The sequence below is a fragment of the Citrobacter sp. Marseille-Q6884 genome (assembly GCF_945906775.1).
Lineage (GTDB): Bacteria > Pseudomonadota > Gammaproteobacteria > Enterobacterales > Enterobacteriaceae > Citrobacter.
In genome coordinates, this window is record NZ_CAMDRE010000001.1 from 77738 (window position 1) to 91461 (window position 13724).

Consider the following 13724-nt stretch of genomic DNA (forward strand, 5'->3'; position numbering starts at 1 on the left):
CCTTATCAGAGAATAATGCGCATCAGCAGCATCGCTAAAAAAGCGTTCAAAACGGAGATGACAATCATCAGAGGAATACGTTTAGCGCTGGTGCCAATCACCCCGAGAATACGACCGAGGTACTGCACCTGAGAGCCCATCAGGTAAATTGCCGGGGCGAGAATCGCCAGGTGTTCACCGGTCAGGATGCCTTTGTCAAACAGGCCAATCGCGACGCCGATCCCCCCGCCCATCGACATCCAGCCACCAATTAACACAGCAGCGGCTTCACCGGGCAGACCAAACAGCCCCATTAACGGCGCGAATACCATGCCCAGCCCTTTCAATGCGCCGGTAATCTCCAGCGCTTTAATGATGATAAAAGCCATCACCACGTTCGGCAGCGTACTGGTTGTCGCGATGTTCCAGCCTTTACGGGCACCTTCGACAAAGACATCGGTAATAACAGGATTAGAGGTTGGTGCACTCATGATGCTTCTCCCGGTACGGTGGATTCGACTTTTTTATTGGTGAAGGCCAGAAACAGGCGCATGACGTTGGCGCCGACAATTTTCATAATGAACATCACCGCGACACAGGCGCCAATCGACGCAGGTACCGCTGGCGTGCCATCCACGGCCATCAGCGTGAACAGGATTGCACCCGACGAGAAGAAGTTGGTGATCATTGCCCCCGCAGAAAACTGGAACATGGCAAAGATATCTTTTTCGTTTTCCGTGATTTCGCCTTCATCGGCCAGATTACGCGTCAGCGATGCGCCAACATCAGTACTCTGCAGGCTGCCAATCAGCGCAAGACCGGTATTTCCCGGAATTCCCATCAGCGGGCGCAGTAATGGCGTTAACAGACGACGGGCTGCGCGCAGAGCGCCGTAATGTTCCAGCACATTAATCATGCCCAACGCAAACATCACCGCAGGAATTAAGCCTAACGCAAAGAGGAAACCGTCCATTGCGCCATGACCGCCGCTGCCACGAAACGCGCTGGTCGCCGTCGTCAGCGTATCGCCTTCAAGGCTGGCTTTACTGACGACTTTGCCAAAAGCGCCATTTAACGTTGTGAAATCAAATACACCGTACCATTCTTTTCCGCCGAGTAATCCAGAGAAAAATACAGCGGCGAATGCCAAAGCGAAATAAGCGCCCGGCCCTACCTTATTATCCTGGGAGGGTAAACTCATATCCATTTCCTTGTTAACGTGGAGAATCACGCAGTCCATTTTGAATAAATAAAGAATAAATAAAGTGATTTAAATCATTTTGGCAGCACAGGTTGCAAAGAAATATTTAAAAATGTGACGCACCATAGTTTGACGCTAATTAATGTCAGCAAGCTGACATTTAAATTAATCATTATTTATGTAATGAAGCGTAAATATGGCACCCGGAAAGTGAGCGACGCTAAAAATAACAAATAAAGTGATTTACAGATAAAATATATCGTGCCGATGAAAATATGTTGATCACGATAAATTTACCTTAACGCCAGCTTAGTAATGGGCTAAACGCCTCGGTCCCCACCAATGCCCGAAGCGCTGGCAGGCGGCAACCGTGAGCCAAAAGTGGCGGAACGGCAAAAATTGTATCGCTGGATAACAGGACGTTTTCCAGTTGCCCCCACAAATACCATCCGCACTCAACGCCGCTGTCCGGGACAAACAGATGCAGATGCCTTCCCGTTTGCGGTTCATCGGCAATACCCAGCCACTGGCTAAAACGCGGGATCTCCGGCAAAACTTGCGTGACCAGCGCACAGCGCTTTACCTGGTTCGCCGGAATATAAAAGTCCTGTTCCCCCAGGGTAATACGCACCGCGGCCAGATTAATGAGAGGCGTCATAGCCGCTGGTCTCCTGGTAGCGGTCAAAGACCAGATTCAGATCGAGCAACGTGAACCAGGTCTCCGCCACATTGACGATCCCTACCGCAATGGTTTGTAGCGCCGGAGGGAGCGAGTCGCCTGGCAAATGAATCTGACTTTCAACAACCTCAAGGACATCAATCAGTTTGTCGATGAGTATCCCGCTTTGCATTTTCTCTGAGCATCCAATCAGGATGGTGCGTTTTCCCGCCGGGTTAGCCACCGGTTTGTCGATCAGGCTATCCAGTCTCATCACCGATTCCACTCGCCCGCGATAGTTGATCACTCCTTCGAGCATCGGCGCGCAGCACGGAACCCAGGAGATTGGGCGCTCTGCGAGGATCTCTTTGATCTGAGCGCCGTAGAAGGCAAAATTTTTATCTGCCAGCTGGAATAACACCAGCGTTCGCCTCGGTTCATCCACGTTTTCGCACTCAGGCTTATCGCCATGATTCAACGCGAGAATGTGATCCAATTCTGCATTCATGCCCTCTCCTTTTCCTCTGCGATACAGAAGGTATTGCGGCCGTTTTGTTTCGCGGCATACAGCGCCTGATCGGCGCGTTCGCGAAGCGTTTCAACGCGATCGCCAAACTGCCACTGTGCGATACCTGCGCTGAAGGTGCTGTGGAACGTGGTGTCATTGACGGAAAACGCCACCTGCTCGTAATCCTTACGCAACCGCTCAACCACCCGCGCTGCCTTCTCGCTGTCGGTGTTGGGCATAATGATGGCAAACTCTTCCCCGCCGTAGCGCCCCACAACGTCGGTACTGCGTAAGCGATGAGAAAAAAGCTGCGAGATGCCCACAATGACCTGGTCGCCTGCTGCATGACCGTAGGTATCGTTAATGTTTTTAAAGCGATCCAGATCCACCATCACCAGACAGAACTGATTGCCGCTATAGTTCGATTCGGTGATCGCGCTTTTCAGGAAGTGCGTGGTCGTCGAGTGGTTGTATAACCCGCTCAGGCTGTCCTGTGACATACGGGCGCGCAAGGTACGCATTCTTTCTGCGCGGATCGATACCGCCCGAATAAGCTCCTGCGGGTCGGCCTGTTTGAGAATAAAGTCCTCCGCGCCGATGCTCATCGCGCCAAACTGCGCCGTCTTGTTGGTCTCACTGGAAAGATAGGCAATCGGCAAGCCAATATGCTGCGGTATTTGGCGGATCAGCTTGGTCAGCTCTTCACCGCTGTATTCCGGCATGTGGTAGTCCATCAGGACGAGGTCGATAGGGTGAACGTTCAGCACGTGCAGCAAATGCTGGGGTTTTTCCAGCACATGCACTTCCATTCCCGCCATACGCAGCATTTCTGCATTGTATTCCGCAACCGAGCGCTCATCGTCGATCAGCAATACCTGATAGGGCTTTTTCAGCGACGGCTGAGTTAAACGATGGAGTTCCTGCACCAAATCGGTGATGGAGGCGGGTTTCACGTAATAACCGTCACAACCTGATTTAATGGCATTTATCCTGGCGTTAAAGTCGCTGTGGCACGAGAGAAACAGAACCGGGAAGGCCGTTCCGACTTTCTGCCTCAGATCCGACATCGTCAACGGGCCGCCATACGCATTATCCGGGAAGCTGACGTCCATAATCACCACCGAAGGCGGTTGCGAAAGGACGGCCTGAGTAAAGTCATCCGTGTTCGCAAAAACATGACAGGTAAAACCAAAGCAGCGTAGTTGGGTGGCAAGCAACTCCACCTGATCGATATCATCATCGCACAGATAAATCGGCTGGCTGGCGCGACGGATAAACCCCTCTTCTGCGCGCTGCGCGGCGACCGGTAATTTGAAGTCGGTGTCGCTGATGCGATGTTCAAGATTAAGTTGTTCTTGCGTCAGGGTGTACAGCCAGCGGATGATCCGGCGCAGCTCATCGTAATGTAATGTGCTTTGATCCAGTTCCGAATCCGTGAGTAAACGCTCCCCTTCTGCGGCAGCATTCGCCAACGCAAGAAAGCCAAACGATCCCGCCGATCCATGAATGCTGTGTAGCAAAATGTGCAGCTGTTTACGACAGGGTTCCGTGGGCTCCGCGACCAATTGAACGAGCAACCTTTCCGCTTGTGACAGCATGTCGGGAATGCGTCGTAAAAAACCCTGCCGCAAACGCGCTATCTTTTCATGCGCCGCCGCCATGGCGATGTGCTTATTTTCTGGTTTCATCGGACGTTTGGCTTATTCAGTAACAGCGGCAGGCTGCAGTAGCGCATTGACGGCTATCCCCAGGTTTTCGGCCAGGTTTTCATCTTTTTTCACCCAGCGGTCGTACGGCACATCGCTTGTCATCACTTCATTAGCACTCAGCAAAATGAAAGGCTTAGACCAACCCTGCGCACGTAACAGCGCCAATAGATCCAGACCGCTAATCTCAGGCATGTGCAGATCGCTGATAACCAGATCGATATTCTGTTCCGAATCCAGACTGGCCAGGGCGGAAATAGCACTTTCCACAATCACGACATCGTAACCGTCCATTTGCAAAAAAACAGACGCCAGTTCCGCCGCAAAAAGATCATCATCTACTAATAAAATTCGCATCTTCTCTCTCGATTTTGCGCCATCAGCACAAAAGCATTTTTAATGTTTTGATCAAACTGTCCTGCTCGAAATCGCCCTTGGCGATGTAGGCGTCCGCGCCCACCTGAATGCCCCGTCGTCGGTCCTCTTCCTTCGCGCGTGACGTCACGATAATGATCGGCGTGTGCTGGTAGTTTTTCTCTCCACGCAACGATTTGGTGAAGGTAAAACCATCCATAAACGGCATTTCAACGTCCGTCAGTACGGCATCAAACTGGGTCAATCTGGCTTTTTGTAATCCTGACAATCCATCTTCTGCCAGCGTCACCTGGTAACCGTGCGCTTCCAGCACGTTTTTCTCGATTTCGCGGGTGTTCAGAGAGTCATCGACCACCAGCACGTGCCAGGCATCTTGCGCTACGCTTGCCGGTTGGACAGGCGCGCTGGTTTGGCGCGATTGTTGCGCCATCGCCATCAGCGCCGGAACTTGCAGGATACTGACCAGTTGATTATCCGGCGTCTGTACCATTCCCGAGACCAGTGACTGCTGCTGCATATGCTTCGGTAACGGCTTAATCATCATCTTGCGTTCATCGAGCAGCTTATCCACCCGCAGCGCCATTTTGCTGTATTGATTCTGAACGACGATTAATCGCTGCCCCGGCGCTGACAGGCAGACCTGGCGGTCATGAATGCCAAGCAGAGCGCCGGCACACACCACCGGAATAAACTCGTTATGCAAAATAATGGCGGGGCGTCCGGCAATGTCGTTAATCCCCTCAGGGGTACACTCCACCACCTCAACCACATACTGTGCGGCAAGCCCGAACAGGTGTCCCTGCTCTTCAAATTGCAGAATACGCATCATCGTCAGCGAAACCGGCAAACGCAGCGTAAAGCTCGTACCTATTCCCTGACGGCTATAGACCTGCAGATCCCCTTGCAGATCGGTGACGACGGTTTTACGCACGACATCCAGGCCAACGCCGCGACCGGAAAGTTCGGACACGATTTTACTGGTCGAAAAACCCGGATGAAAAATCAGCTCATTACATTCCTGCTCGGAGAGTTGTCCCGCCATCGACGCAGGCACCAACCCTTTACTGATCGCTTTCGCGCTGATTGCCGCGTAATCCAGGCCACGCCCGTCATCCTCTACGCGCAGCAATATTCCGCTACCATCCTGCTGCGTGGTAATGGTAATCGTGCCGCGCGTCGATTTTCCGAGCGCCAGACGTTCATCGATCTCGCCGATGCCATGATCAACCGCGTTTCGCAGTAAATGGGTCAGCGACTCCGATAATCGGTCGATTAACTGGCGGTCGATTTCCACCTCGCCCCCGACAAAGCGGCAAACCACCTGTTTGTTCAGCGTGGAGGCCAGTTCACTGACCTGTAGCGAAATCGGCTCAAATAAAGTTGAAAGCGGGAGCATGCGGATCCTCGCCGCAACGTCATACAATTCGAACATCTGCAAATGCTGAACCTGCACGCTCTCTTTCAACTGGACGCTGAAATCACGGATCTGCTGGCGAAGCTGTTCTGCGCTCAGCCCTAACAGTCGCGGGACAAGCTGACTCAAGTTTTGTATCTGCTGCTCCAGGCGATCATGACCCGCGAGCACTTCGCCGAGAATGTCGATCAGACTGTCCAGTTTGTTCAGCTTCACGCGAACAAAATCGGCCTGTTTAATGCCCGAATCGACGGTAATTGTCGCGGCCGACACCACAGGCTTGTCCGGTTGCACAGCGGCCTCCACAACCTGCGAGGGCGCCTCCCCCCGGCTCGCGCAGGCAAGCCGTTCGCACAGCCCCGCATCCGCAGGCGGCAGTTGGTTATCCCCTTCGCTGACAAAAAGCTGGGTCAACTGGTTTGAGAGGTATTCCACCGACTCATGTATCAGGTTGCCAAGCGACCTGTCCGGCGTCAGTTTCTTGTCCCGTAACTCGCTCAGGACATCCTCAAGATGATGTGTGACATCTGCGATACTTTGCAGTTTCAACATTCGGGCGCCCCCTTTCAGGGTGTGCGCCGCCCGAAACATCTCGCCGATCCAGGCATCGGTATGCTCATCAGCAGAGAGCAGGAATGCCCCCTCGCTGATCGTCTGCAAATGACCTCTTCCTTCATCAATAAAGCGCAGCACGAATTTTTTCAGATCGATAGCCATAATCGTTCTTCTTACCCGCTTTGATGGGCGAATTGCGCCAGTTGATGTTCACAAAGAAAGCGAAACGTATTGCCGGGAAACACCATGGGCAAACGCAGACGACAAACCGTAGACGGGTTGTTCATTTCGTCGTTCAGTAATTGCATGACCACGCGGTAAGTGCGCTGCGCTGGCTGGCGTAGTTCGCTTTGTCGGTACATTTCGGCCAGATAATAGTGTGCAGGCCAGTACCCCGGTTCCTGATAGACAACCTGTTTGAACCAGGCGATGGCCTGCTGGGTCTGGTGCTGCCACATCATCGCCAGGCCGAGCAGCATTTTGGCTTCCGCCGACCACTCATCCTGCGCGAGGATCTTTTGCGCATTGCCGGCAGTCTGCGAAAACTCACACTGTTCAAGGGCTATCACCCCCTGAATAAGCAGCGCTTCCTGATTGCGGGGATCGTTACGCAAGACGCTGGCAATACACGCCTCGGCTTCAGAAAAACATTTTTCATCCAGGCAGGCTCGCGCTTTTTTCAGCCAGTCCTCAGAATGACGTTCCGTTGGCGCAGGACGCGCGGCAGGCACGACAACAGCAGGTGCGGCGGCAAGCGGCGCACGTACCGACACTCTCGGTGCAGGGGCAACCCGCGGCGCTTCGCTATGGTGGCAAAAATAGAAAATACCGTCTTCTTGCTCCAGCTTCAGAATGTCGAAATTGTTGGCCAGCGTTTCCGCATTACCGAAGAATAAAGCGCCCTGCGGATGCAGCATCTTCAGCAAGTTGCCGTGCAGTTCGCGACGCGTTGGCGTATCGAAATAGATAGACACGTTGCGCAGCAAAATAATGTCCACTTCTGGCAGCAGTTGCTCTTTGATTATGTTGGTGCGGTGGAACGAGACTTTCTCGCGGATCTCATCGTGCAGGCGGTACAGGTTTCCCTGACGGGTAAAATAGCGCTGTTGAATCTGCGGATCGACGCCGCGAAACGAGTAGCTTGAATAACTGGCGTTTCGCGCTTTGGCCAGGATCGCCGGGTCAATATCACAGCCGTAGATTTCAATTCGCCCCGCCATGCCATCCTGGTACTTTTCATGCAACTTCATCGCCAGCGAATAGGCTTCTTCACCGGATGAACATCCGGCGCTCAGAATGCGCAACGGCGTGTTGCGTTGTCGCAGAAGGCGAGGCACCCATTTATCGCAGATTAAATCCAGCGTATCGCTTTCACGAAAAAAGTAGGTTTCGTTAATCGTAATCAGCGTAATGAAGTTATCGAACTCGTCCTGCGAGATACGCAGTTGTTCAAAGTATTCGTAGTAGTTACTGATATTCCGTTCGGCCATCCGTCGGCTCAGCGCGGATTTCAGCAACGCTTCCATCGCATTATCGAAGTGCAAACCCACCCGGTCTTTAATCAACCGGGCGTAATCAGGGAGATTGGGTATCATGGCAATGTACTCTCAAAATGCCCGTGAAAAGCCATCGAAAGCAGCACTTTCGCGAGGTCATCCAGCGGGATCGTGCGATGTATCAGCTGTTTGTCGATAGCGTTCTTATTCATTCCAAAGACAACAGAACTTTCCTCATCCTGCGCCAGCGTCCTGCCACCCCGCTGAAAAATGAGTTCAATACCACGACAACCATCGCTGCCCATCCCTGTCATGATTAAGCCGACGGCCTTTTCACGAAAGACCTCAGCGACCGACTCCAGCAACAGGTTGCAGCTGGGATGATAAACGTCACTCTCCTGCCGTGGGATCGCGGCCAGACGTTGATCGTTTTTAACGATCAGATGCTGTTCAGGCGGCAATATATACACATACCCCGCTTCCACACGATCGCCCACCTGCGCCAGTCGCACCTTCAGGTCGGTTACGCTGTCCAGCCAGTGCACCATGTTCTTGGCGAAGCCATCGGCAATGTGTTGGGCGATCAGTACCGGACACGGAAACGTACCCGGTAATGCCTGCAAGAGCTTACTCAGCGCCTGCGGTCCGCCCGTTGAGCAGGCGATCGCCAACACAAAAGGCCAGTCCTCTTGCGCCCTGACGACACGCGTGTCCGGGCGGTCAACCGGCATTTTCAGCTCTGTCGGGTAACGTAATCCCTTGATATGGCGAATGACTTTTACGCCAACCAGCAATTCAACTTTGCGGTGCAGCGCGTCGTTCGATAAAGGGGGATCGCTGCTCTGGTACAACACAGCCAGCGCGCCGCGAGAAATGTAATCATCATCCCATTGATTTTCTGGAAAAAAGCGCATGACCAATATCGGAATTGCGCTGGTTGCCATAATGGTTTCAACAATCTCAACGTTATCGGCAGTCGAGGTGTCCAGCGTCAGGATCAGCAGGTCAGGCATCAACTGTTGTAACAGTCGAATCGCCTGCCTGCGGTGGGCAGCCTGACCCACCACTTTAATCTGCGGGTGCTCCTCAAGCTGCCTGACCAGCTCATTGCGCGACACGCTGCCCAGATCCAGGATCAGCACCCGAATGTTACCGCTATTCATGCATCCGGGTCCGTCAAGGTAAAGGATGACGAGGCCTCTTTCAGCGCCTGCGACAGTTGTGTCATATCCTGACTGACCACCAGAATGTCTTTGATGGACTGCGACGTGTAGTTACTGGCGACAACAATCTCGCGCAGTGCCATCACCACCTGATTACTGGCCGTTTTCTGCTGTTGCGTGGAGAGTGATATTTGCAGCGCTGCCGTAGAGGTTTGCTCGGCGGTCACCACGATATCGTTCAGGTGTTCCGCGCTCACTTTACAGGCTCTGGCGCCCGCTTTAATGCTCTCGCCACCTTTTTCCGCGTTCAGCACCAGGCGATTAATCGCATTCTGGATCTCACTGATTTTATTCTCGATTTCAACCGTCGATTCCGTAACGGAATCCGCCAGACGACGAATTTCAGCAGCCACCACGGAGAAGCGTTTTCCGGCTTCACCTGCGCTGGCCGCTTCCAGCGCGGCGTTAAAGGCGATTAATTTCGTTTGATCGGCGACGCTATTAATGATCACCATGACGCGGCTGATTTCCGTCGATTTGTTACCGAGCATCATGATTTCACGCATGTTTTGCTGATTGTCGGTATCAATATCCGTCATGCGCATCAGCAATTGCGACATCGACTCTGAGCCTTTATTGCAATCTTCCAGCGTCTGGTTCGCAATATCGACGACCGCGCGCGAATGCTCGGCGATCTGGGTCGAAGAGGCGGACAACTCTTCCATCGTGGAGGTAATTTCTGCCACCGACGATGAGGTTTCCACACTGGTAGATGCCTGACCGTCTACCGCTTCAGTAATATGCAGCGAAGCCTGATGTACCGAATTGGCGTGAGAGACCATGCCGCCCACCAGCGAGTGCAGACGCTGACGCATCATCTCTACCGCGCCAAGCAGTTCGCCAATTTCGTCATGATGGTCAACCTGCACATCAACGGTTAAATCACCGTCCGCGATGGTCTGCGCAATGCCCAACACGCGGTTTAAACGCCGTGAAATCAGGAAACGGCTGGCGACAGCAATCAGCAGCAAAATGATAGGCAACAACAGCGCGGTGAACAGCAACAGGCCATTGCGTACCAAATTACTGCTTCTGGCGACATCATCCACATAGCTGGTCGTCGCAATCACCCAATCGATGCCATCCACATACTCATAAACGGCGACTTTCTTTTGCGGCGCCATGCCATAGCCACTCACCCAGTTGTAATAGGTGATGCCATTTTTATGCTCAAGAATATCGGCAAAAAGCTTATAGCCGTTGGCGTCAGTGATATTGATCGCCTGCTGATTACTCAGCGAAGGATGCACCAGCATCCGACCCGGCTCGAACCCGGCATCCAGTACGTAGGCGTAACCGTTTTTGCCAATGCGAACATCCAGCAATTGCCTGATTATCGGTTGCAGGGTCTGTTTAACATCAAAGCCGACCGCAACGGCTCCCACGACCTGCCCATATTTATCGGCAATCGGCTCATAGTGACTAATAAACTGCTTGCCAAATAGCGTCACCACGCCTGAAAACGGTTTGTTTTTCAGCAACAGCGGCAAGGCCGGATTATCACGTCCCAGTGCCGTCGCCGTCGCCGTGTTACCCGAACTGGCTAAAAGCGTACTGCTGACGCGAACAAACTGCTCACCCTGCAACACAAAAGTACTGGCAAATACGCTGGTGAGTTCGGTGAAATGCGCGTTCGTGTTGGGATTACTGAGCACCGCTTTTAATTCAGTGGCGTCCATATAACGCAGCGGTTTACCCGCAACGTTTTGGTAATTGTTGATGTAGACATTACTGTAATGTTCCGCGTCTTTCGTGACCCGCTGAAACTCATTCGAAATACTGTTGTGAAAAATACGCGTATTGGTCTTAATCATTTCCAGCGCATTGACCTGCAACTCTCTGGAGAGATAAGACGACAAAATAAAAGAGGCGCTAATCAGCAGCGTGGCAATACAGACAACCAGAATAAAACCGAGCTTCATCGCCACGCCCGGATGGATGTTGTTCAACCAGGATAATACTCGCGCCCCAGGCCCGCCCGAAGACGCGGCAGCCGAACGATCTTTCACTTTAATAATGTCACTCATGATTTTTGTTCTCTACCTGAGAAGAAACTGCTCTTGTTTGAGTCAGAATTGAGTTGGCACTACGCTATTTCAGCGTGAGCAACGGCGTCGGCTTGCCAATGTGATATCCCTGTAACCACCCCACATTCATTTGCTCCAGGCATGCCTGAATATTGGCGTTTTCAACAAACTCAGCGACTACCTGCATGTTCTTCATTTCTGCAACGCGGCAGAATGATTCGACGATGTAGTAGCTGATTTCACTTTCTGTGATCCGCCGAATAAATGAGCCATCTATTTTCAAAATATCCGCTTCGATATTCATCAAACGCGCATAGCTGGCGAATCCGGTCCCGAAATCATCAATGGCGACCCGACACCCCAGTTCACGTATTAAATGCAGCGTTTCGACGGTTTGATCTTTATCTGACAGGGAGTCGGCTTCCGTTATCTCAAAAATGACCCGTTGTGGATCGACAGCGTAATCCTGCAATAGCTGGGTAATCTTCGAGACTATATTGGAGCGACATACCGTCACGGGCGTCAGGTTGATGGAAAAACAGCGACCGGGTTGCTGAGACATCGCTTTAAAGGTGTTCTCGATGACCCATAAATCAATTTCCGGGGCTAATCCTGCATCATGGGCAACCGGCAGAAAATGATTGGGTGGGATAAAGTCCCCTTTATCATTCAGCATGCGGATCAATATTTCATAATACGGCTCTTCGCCTTTGGTACTGACAATCGGCTGCGCCATCAGCACAAACGCATTGTTATCCAACGCGTTTTGCAGCGCGGTGCGAATATCCGTTTTATCAACGATGTGATTGCCGAGAACCCGACTATGCTGCGCTTCAAGGTTTTCAGGCCGACCATTGATCAGCGACAACCCGGCGACCATGCCCAGTTTGCCGACCAACTGATAAATGTCATCGCTGATATCGTTAATCAGGCAATAGCCCATACCGCTGCGAAAGCCCAGTCGCTGGCCGTTATAAAAAAGACGAAAGCCGTTGGCGGCCTGGTATAAATCACATAACCGCTCATAGGAGCCATGCTCAAGCCTGATGAGCAGATCGTAGCCTGCGTGGTAATAGACCTTCTCGCTTTCAACCAAATGTCGCTGGAGATGTTCTGCCAGAATCTTCTGGTAGCGGGCGCGAAAATGAAAACCGTAGCGGCGGGAAAAAAGCTCCAGCTCAGGGAGCTGAATCAGACACACTGTCGCGTGGGCTGTCGTAAACAGCTCGGTTTTCAGCGCACGTAAGTTCGCCATTCCGGTCATCGGATCCGTCAGCCCTAACAGCAGCGCCTGGTTAAACCGTTGCCGGGTGAATTTTGCCAGTACCCCCATGATCACAATGGTGAGGGAAAAAACAAAGATAAGCGTTGAAACCAGCGCCTGATGTAGCATGAAGTTCGCATCGCTGGCGATATAGCTATCGTTATGATGACCTAAAATGATCAGCACAATGGTCCAGACGGGCATGGTAAACATGTGCCCAATCTTTATCGTCCCCCATAACATCAGTGGAAACAGCAGGATCAGACTATAGAATGAGAAAAAAATATTCGGGCTATCGGGGGAGGTTAAGCAGATCATTAAACAAGTCAGCAGCGTGAACCACGCAATCACTCCATAAGTACTGACATTGCTTTTGCACTGATCGACAATCGACTTCACAAAGGTCGCCAGATAAGACGGCCGACGCAGGATACGATAAATTTTGTAGAAAAAGGGAATGCCTGTCAGGCAGCCGTTAATAATCCCCTGAACACGCACCAGCATCTCCAGGCTCATCATCGGAATATTGGCCACATCCGGGCGTTGGCTGTAGGTCACAAACAGAGCCATTATTTTGCCAAAGACCAGGTACAGCAAAATGTTGTATCCGCACAGCCAGACAATGCGATTCAGACTCGTTTTGATGCGGCCAAAGCTGGCGCAACTGCGTCTGCCCGTAATTTTATGGTAGATGACATAGCTTAAGGTCGCGGCCGCCGTCAGGCACAGTGCATCCATCCGCTCACTTTGTGGACCGACCAAAAACATCACGGCCAGAAACAGAATAAATCCCGGCAGAACCCGAAAACCAAACAGCACCAGTGCGGCGGAAAATACCGCTAATTTGAGATCATAAACTGTTAATATAGTATTACTGATAATACAGTATCCGTTAAGGTACTGTGACAACGGATAAAATAAGGTGGGTAAAATAAGTGGCAGGCACCATTCTCGAATGCTTCTGGCACTGTCTGTATTAATTATTGCGTCCAAGTCAATTTATCCGCTATACACTATACCAATAGGACTTTAATCCAGACTCTAATGTCACAAACAAATCCTTTTGTGTCAGCCCATTAACGATGGCAAAATTGTTAACATTGACCGCGCACTGAGAAAATAAAGTAAGGTTCGATATTGAAGGGATAATGTTATTCATATCAAATCAGGAAATAAACAACCAGTTATAGATAAAAATGGACATCTTCTGGTTATAAAGCCATTCTTACAATTCATAAAAAAACATCTAATCCATTGATGTCGCGTAAGAAAACTCGCAAACAATGAAATCCTCCCTGAACATCCAACAGGCACGAAC

General features: G+C 51.6%; 11 protein-coding genes. All 11 read right to left on the bottom strand.

What is annotated here, in order from left to right:
* Positions 1-5 precede the first annotated feature (5 nt).
* The 11 genes from N7268_RS00430 to N7268_RS00480 all read right to left on the bottom strand — a co-directional run bounded on the left by N7268_RS00430 (position 6) and on the right by N7268_RS00480 (position 13399).
* Positions 6-470, bottom strand: coding sequence for a YjiG family protein (locus N7268_RS00430; RefSeq protein ID WP_135324532.1), 465 nt, complete (start codon positions 468-470; stop codon positions 6-8).
* A complete protein-coding gene (locus tag N7268_RS00435) occupies positions 467-1186 on the bottom strand; it encodes a nucleoside recognition domain-containing protein (RefSeq protein ID WP_260861404.1) in 720 nt (239 codons plus the stop codon). The genes N7268_RS00430 and N7268_RS00435 overlap by 4 nt, the downstream gene beginning before the upstream one ends.
* A gap of 292 nt (positions 1187-1478) precedes the next feature.
* Complete coding sequence (locus tag N7268_RS00440; RefSeq protein ID WP_260861405.1) at positions 1479-1838, bottom strand: hypothetical protein; 360 nt, start codon at positions 1836-1838, stop codon at positions 1479-1481.
* Positions 1822-2346: a chemotaxis protein CheW gene (locus N7268_RS00445; RefSeq protein WP_260861406.1), complete on the bottom strand. Its 525-nt coding sequence runs from the start codon at positions 2344-2346 to the stop codon at positions 1822-1824. The genes N7268_RS00440 and N7268_RS00445 overlap by 17 nt, the downstream gene beginning before the upstream one ends.
* Positions 2343-4034 (bottom strand): diguanylate cyclase, encoded by a 1692-nt coding sequence (locus tag N7268_RS00450; RefSeq protein WP_260861407.1) that lies wholly within the window; start codon positions 4032-4034, stop codon positions 2343-2345. The genes N7268_RS00445 and N7268_RS00450 overlap by 4 nt, the downstream gene beginning before the upstream one ends.
* 12 nt (positions 4035-4046) lie before the next feature.
* Entirely contained in the window at positions 4047-4409 is a 363-nt protein-coding gene (locus N7268_RS00455; protein WP_260861408.1) for a response regulator, read from the bottom strand.
* Positions 4410-4431: 22 nt separating this feature from the next.
* Entirely contained in the window at positions 4432-6558 is a 2127-nt protein-coding gene (locus N7268_RS00460; protein WP_260861409.1) for a response regulator, read from the bottom strand.
* An 11-nt stretch (positions 6559-6569) separates the two neighbouring features.
* A complete protein-coding gene (locus N7268_RS00465) occupies positions 6570-7991 on the bottom strand; it encodes a CheR family methyltransferase (protein WP_260861410.1) in 1422 nt (473 codons plus the stop codon).
* A complete protein-coding gene (locus N7268_RS00470) occupies positions 7988-9055 on the bottom strand; it encodes a chemotaxis protein CheB (RefSeq protein ID WP_260861411.1) in 1068 nt (355 codons plus the stop codon). Before N7268_RS00470 ends, N7268_RS00465 begins: the two co-directional genes overlap by 4 nt.
* Positions 9052-11142 carry a Cache 3/Cache 2 fusion domain-containing protein gene (locus N7268_RS00475; protein ID WP_260861412.1) on the bottom strand — a complete coding sequence of 697 codons (2091 nt, stop codon included), beginning with the start codon at positions 11140-11142 and terminating at the stop codon, positions 9052-9054. Before N7268_RS00475 ends, N7268_RS00470 begins: the two co-directional genes overlap by 4 nt.
* Before the next feature lie 64 nt (positions 11143-11206).
* Positions 11207-13399: an EAL domain-containing protein gene (locus tag N7268_RS00480; protein ID WP_260861413.1), complete on the bottom strand. Its 2193-nt coding sequence runs from the start codon at positions 13397-13399 to the stop codon at positions 11207-11209.
* Between the last annotated feature and the right edge of the window lie 325 nt (positions 13400-13724).